Here is a 16,085-nt window from a genome sequence, read left to right as displayed (position 1 = left end):
GGCGTTCACTCCCCGGGAACGGGCTCGGCGCCCGCCGGCATCTCGCGCTGCGCCGCGACCATCTGCATGGCGCGCACCCGGCGCCGCAGGATCTCGTTGCGCATCGCCGCCAGATGCAACGTGACGAAGAGCAAGGTGAAGGCGATGGCGGCGACCAGCAGCGGGGTCAGGATGGACGGATGGATCGTCGGGCCGTCGAGGCGGAAGACGGAGGCCGGCTGGTGCAGGGTGTTCCACCAGTCGACGGAGAATTTGATGATCGGCAGGTTGATGGTGCCGACGAGCGTCAGGACGGCGGCGGCGCGGCCGGCCCGGCCGGGATCGTCGACCGAGCGCCAGAGCGCCATCAGGCCGAGATACATCAGGAGGAGGACGAGCTGGGACGTCAGCCGCGCGTCCCAGATCCACCAGGTCCCCCACATCGGCTGGCCCCAGAGTGAGCCGGTGGCGAGGCAGATGAAGGTGAAGGCCGCCCCGATCGGTGCCGCCGCCTTGGCCGAGACGTCGGCGAGCGGATGGCGCCAGACCAGTGTGCCGATCGAGGCCACCGCCATGACCGCATAGCAGAACAGCGACAGCCAGGCCGAAGGCACGTGGACATACATGATCCGGACGGTGCTGCCCTGCTGGTAGTCGGCGGGCGAGCCGAAGAAGGCGAGGTAGAAGGCAATGGCCATGACGACGGCGGTCGCGGCGGCGAGCCACGGCAGCGCGCGGGCGACCAGCGCGAGAAATCGTGTCGGATTGGCCAAGTCTGTCAGCGCCATGCCCATTTTCTAGAGCGCGGGGGCCGGGCTGGCAATGCGGCCGATCAACCGGGACGTCTGAAAACGACGACGGCCCGGGCGAACCCGGGCCGTCGGTGGACACGCCTGCGTGAGGCGGATCAGAAGCGGTAGTTCACGCCGGTGCGGATCGTGTGGCTGTTCATGCCGATGCGCGGCGCGCCGCTGAGCGCCGTGAAGGCCGAGCGGCCGAGGTCGGTGTAGCGGTATTCGACGAGGGCCGAGACGTTGCGGGTGAACATGTATTCGCCGCCGACGCCGAGCGTCCAGCCGGTGAGCGACCGCGTCTGGCGGGCGACCGCCGGAGCGAGTTCGCGGGCCTGGATCTGGCCGAGGGCGAGACCACCGGTGGCGTAGAGCAGCAGGTTGTCCTGCACGGCATAGCCGAGACGGGCGCGCAGCGACCCGTGCCAGTTCTCGCTGGCGCGGACGTCGACGGCCGGGCCGACCGCGACGAAGCGGCGCGAGATGCTGCCGTAGGAGATGTCACCGGCGACGCCGAGCACGACGCGGTTGATCTGCCAGTCATAGCCGGCCTGCAGGCCGCCGAAGACGCCCGAAGCGCTGCCGAGCCCGTAGCCGGCATTGTTGCGGAAGTTCGACGCGAAAGCGCCGCCGAGATGGGCACCGATCGAGAAGCCGGTCCAGACGCCGGCCGGGGCGCCCGGAGCGTAGACGGCGTCGGCGATCGGCTGGCGGCGCGGAATATCCGCGGCGAAGGCCGGGGTGGCGAGCGTGGCGGCTGCAGCCGCGGCCCAGACGATCTTCTTCATGGTCAACTCCTGTCCCACGAACGATGCCGGCGACCGGCCCCGTCCCTGATGTGATGCGGTGAACAATCCATAACCGCATTCGTTCGAATTATCGCGTGTTCCTTCGCCGTGTCCTTAATGGAGCGTTACCGAACGAAGGATGCGCAGCCGTCAGGCGACGGCATGAGCGTTCATTTTCATCGGTTGTTGGCTGAATTGAGGCGCATCGCGCCAGAACACAATAGGAAATATTCTGTTATTCCGCGTGCAATCGAAAGTTTTTATTTGAAACCTCGGAATAGATGCTGGAATTCCTCCCGCGTGATGTGTCGCAATCATGGCGTCCGGCGGGCCTTCCGCGGGCCATGCAAGTGAACCGCGGTCCCTGAGCCAGCGTAGAGCATGACGCAATGCGGCAGGACCCCCGGGCGCAAGTCGATGGCCCCGCCGATACTGACTCCATGTGGGACCGGCACGGCAACGCCGCCTGTGGCATATCGGCACCACCGGGATCATGTCGTCGCCGCGTGCGGCACCAGGGGATGGGAACGCAGATGAGCGAGATCGGCACGGCTCTGGTGACGGGCGGCGCGAGGCGGGTCGGCCGCGCCATCGTCGAGGCACTGGCGGCAGCGGGCTATGCCGTCGCTATCCATGCCAACCGGTCGCAAGGCGAAGCCGAGGAACTGGCGAGGCATATCGTAGGGGCGGGCGGCCGCGCCGCCGTGGTCACTGCCGATCTCGCCGAACCGGCCGATGTCGACGGTCTCGTCGCCCGCGCCTGCGCCGCGGTGGGGCCTTTGACCCTGCTCGTCAACAATGCCAGCGAGTTCGCCGAGGACCATCTGGGCTCGCTGACGCGCGAGGTGTGGAACCGCCAGTTCCGTGTCAATATCCAGACCCCGTCCTTCCTCGCCCAGGACTTCGCCGCGCAGGCCCCCGCGGGCGCCTCCATCGTCAACATCACCGACCAGCGGGTGTTGAAGCCGACGCCGCAATTCTATTCCTATGCGCTGACCAAGGCCGCGCTCGCCGCCGCCACCGTGGCGATGGCGCAGGCCCTGGCCCCCCGCATCCGCGTCAATGCGGTCGCGCCGGGCCCCAGTCTCCAGGGCCACCGTCAGGGTCCTGAGGATTTTGCCCGCCAGACCGCCGCCACCCTGACGCGGACCGGCAGCCCGCCCGACGAGATCGCCCGGGCCGTCCTCTACCTCGCGGGCGCAACGGCCGTGACCGGCGTCACCATCCCCGTCGACGGCGGCCAGCATCTGATTTGGCAGACCCCGGATGTCGACGGCGTGCGCGAATAGCCGGGCGCGCCTTCCACTGATGCCAGATGCCGGACGCGGCGATCGCCTATATATCGCCCATCATGACTCGCCCCGGCCGCACCAATATCGACCCCGACCTCTCGGACCCTGAGGCTGCCGCCGCGGACGAGCCCGAAACCCTCATCCTCGACCTCGCCGCCGAGGAGGACGATGCGCCGGGCGAGGGCACGGTCGCCGCCGGCATGGAGGTCATCAAGGCGGCGGTGAAACACGCCCCCAGGGGTCCCGGCGTCTACCGGATGATCGGTGCCAAGGGCGAGGTGCTCTATGTCGGCAAGGCGAAGTCGATCGCCCGCCGCGTCGTCTCCTATACAAGGCCGACAGGCCTCGTCAGCCGCATCGTGCGGATGGTGGCCGCTACCACCGCGATGGAATTCGTCTCGACCAAGACCGAGACCGAGGCGCTGCTGCTTGAGGCCAATCTCATCAAGCAGCTGCGCCCCCGCTTCAACGTTCTGATGCGGGACGACAAGTCCTTTCCCTATATCCTGATCACCGGTGACCACGCCGCCCCGCGCATCGTCAAGCATCGCGGCGCCCGCGCCGCCAAGGGCGACTATTTCGGCCCCTTCGCCTCGGCCTGGGCGGTCGGCCGCACCATCAACGCGCTGGAGCGGGCCTTTCTCGTGCGCTCGTGCTCGGACGCCGTCTTCGACAGCCGCACCCGGCCCTGCCTCCTGTTCCAGATCAAGCGCTGCGCCGGACCCTGCACCGACGAGGTCGCGCCGGACGATTATGCCGCCCTGGTGAAGGAGGCCAAGCTCTTCCTCTCCGGCCGCAGCCAGGCGGTGAAGCAGCTCCTCGCCCGCCAGATGGAGGAGGCCGCCGAGGCCATGGAATTCGAGCGGGCCGCCGTCTATCGCGACCGCCTCGCCGCCCTCTCTGCCATCCAGGCGACCCAGGGCATCAATCCCCGCGGTGTCGAGGAGGCCGACGTTTTCGCGGCGGTGCAGGAGGGCGGGCAGACCTGCATTCAGGTCTTCTTCTTCCGCACCGGGCAGAACTGGGGCAACCGCGCCTACTATCCCAAGGCCGACCGGTCGCTGGAGGCCGCCGAGGTCCTCGCCTCGTTCGTCGCCCAGTTCTACGACGACAAGCCGCCGCCGACCCTCGTCCTCCTGTCCCACGAGGTCGAGGACCAGCCGGTTCTCGCAGACGCCCTCTCCGCCCTCGCCGGCCGACGTGTGGAGGTGCAGGTCCCCAAGCGCGGCGAGAAGAAAGATCTCGTCGACCATGCCGCCCAGAATGCCCGCGAGGCGCTGGGACGCCAGCTCGCCGAGAGCGCATCGCAGTTGAAGCTCCTTCAGGGCCTCGCCGGCGCCTTCGGCCTGTCGGCCCCGCCGCGCCGGATCGAGGTCTATGACAATTCCCACATCATGGGCTCCAACGCCGTCGGCGGCATGATCGTGGCGGGTCCGGAGGGCTTCCGCCGCCGCGACTACCGCAGCTTCAACATCAAGTCCGACATCGCGCCCGGCGACGATTTCGGCATGATGCGCGAGGTGCTGGAGCGGCGCTTCAAGCGGCTGCTGAAGGATGCCCCCAAGGCTGTCGCCGAGGACGGCGCGGAGACGGATGGCGAGGCCGGCGCGGCGGAGGAGGTCGAAGCCGACGGCTCCTGGCCCGATCTCGTCATCATCGACGGCGGCCCGGGCCAGCTCGCCGCCGCCCAGACCATCCTCACCGGCCTCGGGATCGCCGACGTGCCGCTCGTCGGCATCGCCAAGGGCCGGGACCGCGAGGCGGGGCGCGAGACCTTCCACATGGCGGGACGCGAGCCCTTCCGGCTCGAACCGCGCGATCCCGTGCTCTACTTCGTCCAGCGACTGCGCGACGAGGCGCACCGCTTCGCCATCGGCACCCATCGAGGCCGTCGCAAGAAGGACATCCGCTCGGCCGGCCTCGCCGAAATCGGCGGCATCGGCCCGGCGAGGAAGCGCGCCCTGCTCAACCATTTCGGCACGTTGAAAGCGATCGAGCGCGCCAGCCTCGGCGACCTCCAGCTCGCCCCTGGCATCAATGCCGCGACGGCCCAGGCCGTCTATAACTTCTTCCACCCGCAGGGGTGAGGCGGCACGCCGGACGCGGTTACTCGCCCTCGCCGCGGGCCCGCGATTCCGCGATCAGCCGGTTGGTCGCGCCCTCGATATCGGCCTCCAGCTTCTCGGCGAAGTCGGCCGCCGACAGGCCGGGCGGGATCGGATCGAGGAATTCGACCAGAACGGTGCCCGGTCGGCGGGTGAAGGACTTGCGGCTCCAGAACATGCCGGAATTCAGCGCCACAGGCTGGCACGGCAGTTCGAGGGTCCGGTACAGATGGGCAACGCCGTATTTGTAGTCCGGCGGCGCGGCCACCGGCCGCCGCGTGCCCTCGGGAAAGATCATCACCTGCCGGCCGATGGCCGCCGCCGTCTTGGCGCCTTCGGTGATCGAGGCGAGCGCCTCGCCCTTCTTGCCGCGGTCGACCGGGATCTGCCGGGCCTTCCAGACCGCCCAGCCGAACAGCGGAACATAGGCGAGCTGCCGCTTGTACACATAGGCGGGCCGGCGGAACGGCAGGAAGAAGGCGAAGGTCTCCCAGGCCGACTGGTGCTTGGCCGCGACGAGGATGGCGCCGTCGGGAATTTTCTCAATCCCGCGCCACTCGACCTTCAGGTCGCAGATGACGCGCAGCGCCCAGAGATTGCCCCGCCCCCAGACGAGCCCGATGCCCAGGATGAGACGGTCGCCGGGGAGGAGCATGAGCGGAACCATGACGAGGAGCAGCAGCCCCGTCCACAGGTAGAAGAAGATGTTGAAGACGAGGGAACGCAGATGAAGCATCGGGCGGGTCCTTGCCGCCCGGTCCGGCGGATCAGCTGCGGGCGGTGCGCAGTGGCGGGACGGGTGGATCGGCGGTCGCCCGGTCCAGCCGCAGTCCCACCGCCGCCATCAGGTACTTGGCATATTCCACGCCGAGAATCTTCACGCTCGCTGCGTCTTTCCACCATCGCTGCGGATGGATCGCGCCGGTCTGGACCGGAAAGGCAACCAGCCGCACGTCCGGCATGATCCGCTGCAACTCCAGCATGGTCCGCGGCATGTGATAGCTCGAGGTCACCACGAGCAGCGAACGGAAGGCGTGCAGCCGCGTCCATTTCGCGGTTTCGATGGCATTGCCGCGGGTATTGAGCGCGCGGTGATCGAGGTCGATGCAGCAGGCCATGAGCGGCGAGGCCGACGGCACCGCACGGGCGAGTTCGCGCTCGCGCACCATCGGGTTGACGCCGCTGATGAGGAGGCGGCGACCGTGGCCGGCGCCGAGCAGGGTCACCGCATCACTGACCCGGTAGGAGCCGCCCGTCATCGCCACGATCGCCTCGGTGCGCGGGCTGTCGGGATCATAGGGGCGGGTGGCCGTCTCGGCGAAGGCGATGAACCCGCCGCCGAGCCCGAGGACGGCGGCAGCGGTCAGCGCCGGGATCAGGAAGGACGGCCGCAGCACCGCGCGAAGCAGCGAAGGCCGGGGAGAGACCTTCGATCCGGGCGCCAGACCGGGCGCGCTGTCGATGCGCAGGAGCGTCATGAGAGATAGAATAGCACCGAATGAGGCAATCAGAAGTCCCGTTCGTGGTCGGCTGCCATGGTTTGCCTCGCGAGAGGCCGGTGTCGCGGGCCGGCGTTCGCCGCCCTTCCTTCGGCCGGGATTGACTTGCGGCGGGCCGCCGTCGAAGCCTTTCCGACCCGTCCCTGGAGTGCGTCGTCATGAAAGCCGTCCTGTGCAAGGCCTATGGGCCGCCCGAAAGCCTCGTCGTCGAGGATCTGCCCGATCCGGTCGCCGGACCCGGCGAGGCGGTCGTCAGGGTCGCCGCGGTCGGCCTCAACTTCTTCGACAACCTGATCATCCAGAACAAGTACCAGGTGAAGCCGGAGCTACCCTTCTCGCCCGGCTCCGAATTCGCCGGCCGGGTCGAGAGCCTCGGCGAGGGCGCGAGCGGCCTGAAGGTCGGCGACCGCGTCCTCGGCAACATCTCCCACGGTGCCGCGCGCACCCATATCGTCGTCAAGGCCGCAGCGCTGGCGCCGATCCCCGACGGGCTGTCCGATGCTCAGGCCGCCGGCATGGTGATCACCTACGGCACCACGATCCATGCGCTTAAGGACCGTGCCCAGCTGAAGCCGGGCGAGACGCTGGCCGTCCTCGGCGCGGCGGGCGGCGTCGGCCTCGCGGCCATCGAAATCGGCAAGGCCATGGGCGCCCGGGTCATCGCCTGCGCCTCCTCCGACGAGAAGCTCGCATTCTGCCGTGCGCATGGGGCCGACGAGACGCTCAACTACGCCACCCACGACCTCAAGGAGGGACTCAGGACGCTGACCGGCGGCAAGGGCCCTGACGTCATCTACGATCCCGTCGGCGACAAGCTGGCCGAGCCGGCGCTGCGCGCCATCGCCTGGGAGGGGCGCTTCCTGGTGATCGGCTTCGCCGGCGGCGAGATTCCGAAGATCCCGCTCAACCTGACCCTGCTCAAGGGCTGCGACATCCGCGGCGTGTTCTGGGGCTCCTTCGCCCAGCGCGAGCCCGAGAGAAACCGCGACAACCTCGTCCAGGTCGCCCGCTGGACCGCCGAGGGCAAGCTGTCGCTGCATGTCCACGGCACCTGGCCGCTGGAGCAGATCGCGGAAGCGCTCGGGGTGCTGACCAGCCGCAGGGCCCAGGGCAAGGTGATCCTGACACCATGATCCTGACTCCCGGATCCTCTTGCGGAGATCCTGACGCGTCCCCGGCACCACCGCCGCGCCGGAACCGTCCCTTCAGGTCGAGGCCAGGGACCGCGGCACCGAAGCGCGCTGCGGCGCGACGGTGCTGAGATCGGCCTCGGCAGCGGCGCGGTCCGCCTCGCTCTCGGCGATGAGGTGGACATGCACCTCCTCGGCGCGCTTCATCTGGGCGAGGCGCGCGAGGGCGGCGGGGGAAGCCGGCGAGCGGCCGGCCCAGAGCGCGACGCGCGTGCCGTCGGCTTCGGCACGGGCGAGGACGATGACGGCCCCCTGATAGGCGGGAGCGGTCGCGGCGGCATGGACGGTAGCGAGATAGCGCCGCCCGGAAACGCCGCGCCAGGCATGGAAGCGCGCGGCAAGGCCGGAGACCCTCAGGGCGGAGGGCATACCGGCGTCGAAAGCGTGGATCGTTCGGCCTCTGTTCATTGGAACATTATGAGAACAAACCAGCGTTGCGGTCAATGGGGCCGGACCCCTTCGCCGCCCCCTTGCTGACAGCGTTATGGCAAGAGGAGCCGCCGGTGCCACCCGCTCAGTGCCCCGCGGCCAGGGTGCCGCGCTGGCGGCTGTCCGCCGCCCCGGCCCAGCCGCCTGGCACGGCGAGGATGGCATTGACGTTGCCGAAGGCACCGCGCGGCGCGATCCGGTGGCCCCGCGCCTCCAGCAGCCTGAGCGTGTCGACCGACAGCCCGCCCTCGATGTCGATGGCATCCGGCAGCCACTGGTGGTGGATGCGTGGAGCGGCGACCGCCTCGGCGATGTTCATGCCGTGGTCGATGACATTGAGGATGGTCTGAAGGGTGATGGTGATGATGCGGCTGCCCCCCGGCGATCCCGTGACCATCGCCACCTTGCCGTCGCGGAACAGGATGGTCGGCGTCATCGAGGAGAGCGGGCGCTTGCCCGGCCCGGGCAGGTTGGCGGCGCCCTGGACGAGGCCGAAGGCGTTCACCGCCCCGGCCCGGGCGGCGAAGTCGTCCATCTCGTTGTTGAGCAGGATGCCGGTGCCCTCGGCGACGAGGCCGAGGCCATAGGAGAAGTTCAGCGTGGTGGTGTTGGACACAGCGTTGCCGTGGCGGTCCACCACCGAGAAATGCGTCGTCTGCTCGCCCTCGTGCGGCGCCGGGTCGCCGGCGCGAATCTCGGCCGAGGGACGGGCGCGCTCCGGATCGATCCGTCCCCTCAGCGAATCCGCATAGGCCTTGGCGGTGAGCCCACGCACCGGCACGGTGACGCTGTCGGGATCGCCGAGGTGCTGCGCCCGGTCGGCATAGGCAAGCTTCATCGCCTCGACCATGAGATGGATCGTCTCGGCGCTGTTGTGGCCGCGCCGTCCGAGGTCCATCGGCTCCAGAAGGTTCAGCATCTGCAGGAGATGCACCCCGCCCGAGGAGGGTGGCGGCATGGAGGCGATGGCATAGCCCTTGTAGCTGCCGCGCACGGCCGGGCGGATCACCGGCCGATAGGCGCGCAGATCCGCCTCCGTCATGATGCCGCCATGCTCTGCCAGGGCGGCGACGATGCGCGCCGCCGTCGCGCCCTCGTAGAACCCGGCCGGCCCCTGCTGGGCGATGGCCTCGAGCGCGCGGGCGAGGTCCTCCTGCATCAGCCGTTCGCGCTGGCCGAGGGCGCTGCCGTCGGCCTTGAGGAAGATGCGCCGCGAGGCGGGAAAGCGGCCGAGCCGCGCCGCGGCCCGGGGAAGCGAATCCGCCAGGTCCTCGTCCACCGGTATGCCGTCGCGGGCGAGCCGGATAGCGGGGGCGATCAGTTCGGCGAGGCTGAGCCGCCCCGAGCCGTAGCGGCGATGCGCCTCGGCGAGGCCCGCCACCGTGCCGGGCACGCCTGCGGCCAGCCCGGTCTCGCGCGACAGACGCGGGTCAGGCTCCCCATTCGCCCCGAGGAACATGGTCGGCGTCGCCGCCGCCGGCGCCGTCTCGCGATAGTCGATCGCGACCGTCTCGCCCCTCTCGGCGAGATGGACCAGCATGAAGCCGCCGCCACCGAGATTGCCGGCCCGCGGCAGTGTCACCGCCAGTGCGAAGCCGACCGCCACCGCCGCGTCGACCGCATTGCCGCCGCGCTTCAGGATCTCGACCCCGACGCGGGTTGCCCGCGCCTCCTGGCTCGCCACCATGCCGTTCGGCGCCAGCGACGGATGGACGCGCGCCGCCTCGGCAATGATCGGCCAGGGCGCGACGGCCGGTGCCGGCACCGACTGGGCGAGTGCGGCCGGCGGCATCAGCCAGGCGGCGGAGACGGCCAGCAAGGCCAGAACATTCCGATGACGCATTCCCGTCCTCTCCCGACGCACTGCCGTCCCGCAGCGGCGGCCCTTGGCAAGTCGCCCGCGAAAGCCATGATGGGCGCGATTGCGGAGGTGAGTCGGTCACGTCCGCGCGACCCCATAAGAACAACCGACGCGAGACACGTCCATGGCCGCCCCCGACCGCCTGCCGCCCATCGCCCCCGCCGCCTACACGCCCGAGCAGGAAGCCGCCGCGGCGGATTTCCGCAAGCGCCGCGGCGTCGAGCCCTTCGGCCCCTATGCGCCACTGATGCGTTCGCCCAAGGTGATGATCGACGTCGAGGCGCTGGGCCGCCGCCTGCGCTACGGCTCGTGCCTGTCCGAGGACCTGAAGGAACTCGCCATCTGCCAGGTGGCGCGCTCCTATTCGCAGCAGTTCGAATGGTCCGTGCATGCCATGGAAGCGGAGAAGGCGGGCGTCTCGAAGGAGATCCTCGCCGCCCTCGCCGACGGCCGCCGTCCCGACGCGATGAGCACCGACGAGGCCCTGATCTACGATGCGGTCGCCGAACTCCTGACGACGAAGCGCTGGTCGGACACGACCTATGCCCGCATCGTCGCGCGCCACGGCGAACAGGGTGCCGTGGAGATTCCGACCCTCATCGGCATCTATTCGCTGCTCGCCCTCGTCCTCAACGTCGGGCGCACGCCAGCCGATGGTGCCGAGGGCCTCGCCCGCTGGCCCGAATGACCCTCTCCGGATTGTGATTTCCGCATCGCTTGCAGCCCCCGCAAACCATCGCGACTCCTGATTCGTCCATTCGGCGCGGAACTCTTCCAAGGACCCCCATGTCGCCCACGGCCATCGTCTCCGGCGAGACCGCCGTCCAGCCGGCGCCCCGCAAGGCCATCGCCGGCTGGGTGCTGTTCGACTGGGCGGCGCAGCCCTATTTCACGCTGATCAACACCTTCGTCTACGCCCCCTTTTTCGCCAGCGCGATCGCCGCCAACCCGGTCGAGGGGCAGGCCATGTGGGGTTTCGCCACCAGCGCCGCCGGCGTCGCCATCGCCATCCTCTCGCCGGTGCTCGGTGCCATCGCCGACGCCTCGGGCCGGCGCAAGCCGTGGATCGCCGCCTTCGGACTGCTGCTGGTGGTGGGGGCGAGCCTCCTGTGGTTCGGCCGTCCCGGCGCACCGGAAACCGTCGCCATCGTGCTGGTCGCCTTCGTCATCGCCACCATCGGCGCCGAATTCGCCACCGTCTTCAACAATTCGATGATGCCGACCTTGGTTCCGCCCCAGCGCATCGGGCGGCTGTCCGGCCTCGGCTGGGCGGTCGGCTATCTCGGCGGGATGACCTCGCTGATCTTCATGCTCGGCTTCCTCGTCGCCAGCCCCGAGACCGGGCGCACCCTGGTCGGGCTCGAACCGCTCTTCGGCCTCGATCCGGCACTGCGGGAGGGTGATCGCGCCGCCGGCCCCCTGACGGCCCTGTGGTTCATCGTCTTCATCATCCCGCTCTTCCTCTTCACGCCGGACGTGCCCGCCCGGATGGGCATGGGCGCGGCGGTCAGGTCGGGCATGGCGAGCCTCAGGGCGACGCTGAAGGAGGTCCGCCAGCACCGCAACGTGCTGGTCTTCCTGATCGCCAACATGATCTACATGGACGGGCTGGTGGCGCTCTTCGCCCTCGGCGGCATCTATGCCGCAGGCGTCTTCGGCTGGGCCACCATCGAGATCGGCCTGTTCGGCATCTTCCTGACCATCACCGGCACGGCAGGCGCCCTGCTCGGCGGCCGGCTCGACGACACGCTCGGCTCCAAGACTGTCATCCTCGGCTCGATCGGGATCCTCACCTTCGCCGTGGTGACGATCCTGCTGATCGGCCCCGGCCACGTCTTCTTCGTCTTCCAGACCGCCCTGCCGGCAGCGGGCGACGGCCTCTTCGCCACCGCTCCCGAACAGGTCTATCTCGCCCTCGGCGGGTTGATCGGCGCTGCGGCGGGCCCGCTCCAGGCGGCTTCGCGCTCGCTGCTGGTGCAACTCGCCCCGCGTGCGCAGATCGGCCAGTTCTTCGGGCTCTTCGCGCTGTCGGGCAAGGTCACGGCCTTTGTCGGGCCGTTCCTCGCCGGCGTCGTGACCCTCGCCCTCAACGACCAGCGCGCCGGACTCGGCATGCTGGCGATCATGTTCCTGATCGGCGCGGCGGTCCTCGTTTATGTCCGGACCGAGCGGGCTGCGTGAAACTCTCCCCGGCGGGGGATCCGGTCACTGTCTCGTCAGCCCCGGTCTCGTGCCGGGCCATGACGCGATGATCCCGACAATTGCCCTGCAGGTCAGCGCTGGCCGCCCCAGGGCGGCACCGAACCGCCCATTCCGGTCGGCTGGATCGGCGCCTGCTGGCCCATCAGCATCTCGACGGTGACGGCCGTGCCGGAGACCGAGACCATCAGCATGGACTTGCCGAGCGTTTCGTAATCGATGTCGATACCGACGATGGCATTGGCGCCGAGGCGCTGGGCCTCCGCCATCATTTCCTGGAACGCCGTTGTCCGCCCGTCGCGCAGCACGGTCTCATAGGACCCCGCCCGGCCGCCGACGATGTCGCGGATCGAGGCGAAGAGGTCGCGGAAGATGTTGGCGCCGAGGATGACCTCGCCGGTGACGATTCCGTTGTAGCGGATGATCCGGCCGCCCTCGAGCGCCGGCGTCGTGGAAAGCAGCATGGGATGGTCTCCTCGGGGGTCGCCCGCCTGTGATGTGGGGATGCGTGCTCAGTGTCGGAAGTGGCGTATTCCGGTGAAGACCATGGCGAGGCCGGCGGCATCGGCCGCGTCGATGACCTCCTGGTCGCGCATCGAACCGCCGGGCTGGATGACGGCGGTGGCGCCCGCCTCGACGGCGGCGAGAAGGCCGTCAGCGAAGGGGAAGAAGGCGTCGGAGGCGACCACCGAGCCCCTGGTGAGCGGGGTGGTCCAGCCGCCGGCGACAGCCGCATCCTCGGCCTTGCGGGCGGCGATGCGTGCGCTGTCGACCCGGCTCATCTGGCCAGCGCCGATGCCCACCGTCGCGCCGTCCCTGGCATAGACGATCGTGTTCGACTTGACGTGCTTGGCGACGCGGAAGGCGAAACGCAGGTCGGTCAGTTCCTGCGGCGTCGGCGCACGCCTGGTGACGACCTTGAGCTGGAGGTCGTCGACGACGGCATTGTCGCGCGATTGCACCAGCAGGCCGCCAGCGACCGTCTTCACATTGATGCCGGGAGCCTTGGGGTCGGGCAGCCCGCCCGCCAGCAGCAGGCGCAGGTTCTTCTTGGTCGCGAGGATGGCTTTTGCCTCCTCGGTCGCGTCAGGTGCGATGATCACTTCGGTCAGGATCTGGACGATTTTGCGGGCCGCTTCCGCGTCCAGGGTGCGGTTGAGCGCGATGATGCCGCCAAAGGGGGATACCGGATCGCAGGCGAAGGCCTTCTCATAGGCCTCGAGCAGGGTCGATGCCTCAGCAACGCCGCAAGGGTTGGCGTGCTTGATGATGGCGACCGCCGCGGTCCGTGCCGGATCGAACTCGCCGATCAGCTCATAGGCCGCATCCGTATCGTTGATGTTGTTGTAGGAGAGCTCCTTGCCCTGCAACTGACGGATCGTCGCGACGCCGGGCCGCGGGCTGGCGCTCTGGGGGGTCTTGTAGAAGGCCGCCCACTGGTGCGGGTTCTCGCCGTAGCGCAGGCCCTGGGCCAATGCGCCGCCGAAGGCGCGATAGGCCGTCGCGGTCTCGTCGAGCGCGTCGAAGAGCCAGTTGGAAATGGCCGCGTCATAGGCGGCAGTGCGGGCATAGGCCTTGGCGGCGAGGCGCTTGCGAAGGTCTACGGTCGTGGCGCCGCCATTGGCCCTCATGGCCGCGACGACCGCGGCGTAGTCGGCTGCATCGACCACCACCGTCACGGCCTCGTGGTTCTTCGCGGCGGCGCGGATCATGGCGGGACCGCCGATGTCGATGTTCTCGATCGTGTCGTCCCACGAGGCGCCACGGGCGATCGTCGCCTCGAAGGGGTAGAGATTCACCACCAGGAGGTCGATCGGCAGGATGCCGTGGGCCTCTGCGGCGGCCTCGTGCTCGGCATGACCACGAATGGCGAGCAGCCCGCCATGGACCGTCGGGTGCAGGGTCTTCACGCGGCCGTCCATCATTTCCGGAAAGCCCGTGAGCTCGGCCACCTCGGTGACCGCCAGACCCGCATCCTTCAGCGTCTTGTAGGTCCCGCCGGTGGACACCAGCGCCACGCCCAGCGCGGCGAGGTCGCGGGCGAAATCGACGATCCCGGTTTTGTCGGACACTGAGAGAAGGGCACGGGAAATGGGCGTGGCATTCGGCAAGGCGGGCGGCTCCGGCGGGCACGATGGGGATTGTCGCGCGCTCTAGCACGCGTACAGCGTGCCCGAAACCGCTTTTGCGGGCCGCAGGCCTCGCGCGCCGTTCAGAGCGGCAGTTCGGGCTCGGCCTCGGCGGCGGGGGCCGGGCGCGGACGCTCGAGCTTCTGGAACGACCAGGACACCGCGGGAACCGCAGCGGAGGAGGGCACAGCCACGGCGAGCTGCAGCGTGCGGCGCGGCCCCTCGGCGAGCGTCAGCGCGACGCTCTCCTCGATGGCCACCGGCTGGTCCGCCAGGAACCGCCAGCCTTCCCCGCTCGCCAGGCGCAGCAGCGCGGCGCGCGGGTGCTCGGTGGGGATCAACATGACGGCCGGGTGGATGTGGAAGCGCAGGACATAGGCCCGGTCCTCGCCCTCGATCCGGTCGACGCCTTCCAGCAGGTCACCCGCCGCGGCGAGGCGCAGGCGACGGCGGTGCAGGACACCCGCCCGGCCAAGATAGCCGTCGTGGCGGGCGTCGAGCGTCAGGTCCAGCCTCTGGCAAGAGACCTCCCGCGGCCCGGAGAGGACCAGCCCCGCCGTGTAGAGCCCGCGGCCGACGGTCATCGACGACCGCTCGGCCACCGTCACCGTGGAATGGGCGGCTGTCTTGCGCGCCTCCATGCGCCAGGTGGCGCGCTGGAGGGAGGGGCTGCCGCAATTGATGACGATCGTTTCGAGCCCGGAGGACAGTTCGAGCGAGAGGCAGCCGGCATGGGCCCTGGCGCTGAAGGCGGGGGGCGGCGCCGGGCCGGTATCGATCAGGGCGATGGTGCCGCCGGCCTCGAGCCGCTCATAGCCGCCGCGCGGCGCCGAAGCCGGGGTCAGGCCGCGCGTCTCGTCATAGGCGAGGGCCGTCGCGACCTGGTCGATGGCGGTCTGGCCCATGCCGTTGAACCGGGCGAGCGTGCCGTCTCCGTGCTGGAAGAAGCGGATCATCGGCATCATCCGGTCCACCGCCGTGAGGATCGCGGCAGGGGGTGTGGCGTTGCGGGCAGGAAAGAGCTGGCGCAGCGGCAGGAGATCGAGGACGAGCCCCACCAGCATGCTGGGGTCGCGGCTCACATGGCAGCCGTCGGGGAGGATCTGGCGGTCCAGCTCCTCGCCGAGAAGGCGGGAGGCGCGCGCCACCAGTCTGTCCTCGCCGTCCATGCACAGCCCCGCCGTGACCAGGGCGACGAGCACCGCCAGCCGCTCGATGCCGGGAGACAGGCGGGCGATCTGGAAGTCGAGCTGGCGCACCTGCCGCCAGAGGGCGCGAGAGAAGCGCCGGTAGAAGACCTGGTCCGCTCCGGCGAGCAGCAGGCCGGAGGCGCCGATCCAGGCGCGGATCCGCTCGGCCGAGAGCGCGACGGAGTTGGGCATGGGCCGGCCGCGCGCCTGCGCGTCGATCCATGCGGTCACCAGCCGCCGGCCGGCCTCGGCCGCTTCCGGCGTGCCGGCGGCGCGCAGGTGCCGAAGCCAGGAAAAGCCGGCCAGCGCCTCGGCCCACTCGACATTGGGGGGCGATGCGGCGAACGGATCGGTTCTGGTGACGATGCGGCCGGCGAAGACATAGACGCCGTCGATCAACTCGTCGGCCCGCACCGGATCGGCGGTGCGCAGGTCCTGCGGGACGAGGACGAGGGCGGGCGCGGGCGTCGCGCCGATGCCGACGCGCAGACGGCCCGGCAGCGCCGGCAGCGCCGCCGCGGCGCGCAGGCTGGCCGCCACGACGAGCGACAGGGCCACCCAACGCTCCCCGATCCACGTGGTCAATCCCGCCGACAATGCTCCGCGCCTCCCTCTGCGACGGGCCGTCCGCCC

14 protein-coding genes are annotated in these 16,085 nt (G+C 69.7%); 5 read left to right on the top strand and 9 right to left on the bottom strand.

Going from position 1 to position 16,085, the window contains the following annotated elements; genetic code table 11:
* Window positions 1-5: 5 nt before the first annotated feature.
* Window positions 6-767 carry a heme ABC transporter permease gene (locus Q8O26_RS00445; protein ID WP_305572388.1) on the bottom strand — a complete coding sequence of 254 codons (762 nt, stop codon included), beginning with the start codon at window positions 765-767 and terminating at the stop codon, window positions 6-8.
* Between the two features lie 119 nt (window positions 768-886).
* On the bottom strand, window positions 887-1,558 hold the full coding sequence (locus tag Q8O26_RS00440) for an outer membrane protein (RefSeq protein ID WP_305572386.1): 672 nt from the start codon (window positions 1,556-1,558) through the stop codon (window positions 887-889).
* Window positions 1,559-2,091: 533 nt separating this feature from the next.
* Here Q8O26_RS00440 and Q8O26_RS00435 point away from each other — a divergent pair.
* A complete protein-coding gene (locus Q8O26_RS00435; protein WP_305572384.1) occupies window positions 2,092-2,847 on the top strand; it encodes an SDR family oxidoreductase in 756 nt (251 codons plus the stop codon).
* A gap of 62 nt (window positions 2,848-2,909) precedes the next feature.
* A complete protein-coding gene (gene uvrC, locus Q8O26_RS00430; RefSeq protein WP_371134406.1) occupies window positions 2,910-4,937 on the top strand; it encodes an excinuclease ABC subunit UvrC in 2,028 nt (675 codons plus the stop codon).
* A gap of 19 nt (window positions 4,938-4,956) precedes the next feature.
* Here the strand turns inward: uvrC and Q8O26_RS00425 are convergent, their stop codons facing one another.
* Both Q8O26_RS00425 and Q8O26_RS00420 read right to left on the bottom strand, forming a co-directional pair.
* A complete protein-coding gene (locus Q8O26_RS00425) occupies window positions 4,957-5,691 on the bottom strand; it encodes a 1-acyl-sn-glycerol-3-phosphate acyltransferase (protein ID WP_305572380.1) in 735 nt (244 codons plus the stop codon).
* Between the two features lie 31 nt (window positions 5,692-5,722).
* The gene (locus Q8O26_RS00420) at window positions 5,723-6,433 is read right to left on the bottom strand and encodes a YdcF family protein (RefSeq protein ID WP_305572378.1); all 711 of its coding nucleotides are present in this window, start codon (window positions 6,431-6,433) and stop codon (window positions 5,723-5,725) included.
* 179 nt (window positions 6,434-6,612) lie between these two features.
* On the opposite strand from Q8O26_RS00420, the gene Q8O26_RS00415 reads away from it, so the two are divergent.
* The gene (locus Q8O26_RS00415) at window positions 6,613-7,587 is read left to right on the top strand and encodes an NADPH:quinone oxidoreductase family protein (protein WP_305572376.1); all 975 of its coding nucleotides are present in this window, start codon (window positions 6,613-6,615) and stop codon (window positions 7,585-7,587) included.
* A gap of 72 nt (window positions 7,588-7,659) precedes the next feature.
* On the opposite strand, the gene Q8O26_RS00410 is transcribed toward Q8O26_RS00415, so the two are convergent.
* Window positions 7,660-8,052 (bottom strand): hypothetical protein, encoded by a 393-nt coding sequence (locus Q8O26_RS00410; RefSeq protein ID WP_305572374.1) that lies wholly within the window; start codon window positions 8,050-8,052, stop codon window positions 7,660-7,662.
* Between the two features lie 106 nt (window positions 8,053-8,158).
* Window positions 8,159-9,916 (bottom strand): gamma-glutamyltransferase, encoded by a 1,758-nt coding sequence (gene ggt, locus Q8O26_RS00405; protein ID WP_305572373.1) that lies wholly within the window; start codon window positions 9,914-9,916, stop codon window positions 8,159-8,161.
* A 142-nt stretch (window positions 9,917-10,058) separates the two neighbouring features.
* On the opposite strand from ggt, the gene Q8O26_RS00400 reads away from it, so the two are divergent.
* Both Q8O26_RS00400 and Q8O26_RS00395 read left to right on the top strand, forming a co-directional pair.
* Entirely contained in the window at window positions 10,059-10,622 is a 564-nt protein-coding gene (locus Q8O26_RS00400; protein WP_305572371.1) for a carboxymuconolactone decarboxylase family protein, read from the top strand.
* A gap of 98 nt (window positions 10,623-10,720) precedes the next feature.
* Entirely contained in the window at window positions 10,721-12,115 is a 1,395-nt protein-coding gene (locus Q8O26_RS00395) for an MFS transporter (protein WP_305572369.1), read from the top strand.
* 92 nt (window positions 12,116-12,207) lie between these two features.
* Here the strand turns inward: Q8O26_RS00395 and Q8O26_RS00390 are convergent, their stop codons facing one another.
* The 3 genes from Q8O26_RS00390 to Q8O26_RS00380 all read right to left on the bottom strand — a co-directional run bounded on the left by Q8O26_RS00390 (window position 12,208) and on the right by Q8O26_RS00380 (window position 16,010).
* Window positions 12,208-12,597 (bottom strand): heavy metal-binding domain-containing protein, encoded by a 390-nt coding sequence (locus Q8O26_RS00390; RefSeq protein WP_371134405.1) that lies wholly within the window; start codon window positions 12,595-12,597, stop codon window positions 12,208-12,210.
* A gap of 48 nt (window positions 12,598-12,645) precedes the next feature.
* Window positions 12,646-14,244: a bifunctional phosphoribosylaminoimidazolecarboxamide formyltransferase/IMP cyclohydrolase gene (purH, locus tag Q8O26_RS00385; protein WP_305572367.1), complete on the bottom strand. Its 1,599-nt coding sequence runs from the start codon at window positions 14,242-14,244 to the stop codon at window positions 12,646-12,648.
* A gap of 101 nt (window positions 14,245-14,345) precedes the next feature.
* On the bottom strand, window positions 14,346-16,010 hold the full coding sequence (locus Q8O26_RS00380) for a heparinase II/III family protein (RefSeq protein WP_305572365.1): 1,665 nt from the start codon (window positions 16,008-16,010) through the stop codon (window positions 14,346-14,348).
* Window positions 16,011-16,085 lie beyond the last annotated feature (75 nt).

It is taken from the genome of Phreatobacter sp., assembly GCF_030691135.1.
Classification (GTDB): Bacteria; Pseudomonadota; Alphaproteobacteria; order Rhizobiales; family Phreatobacteraceae; genus Phreatobacter.
This window is presented reverse-complemented; position numbering and strand designations above follow the sequence as displayed.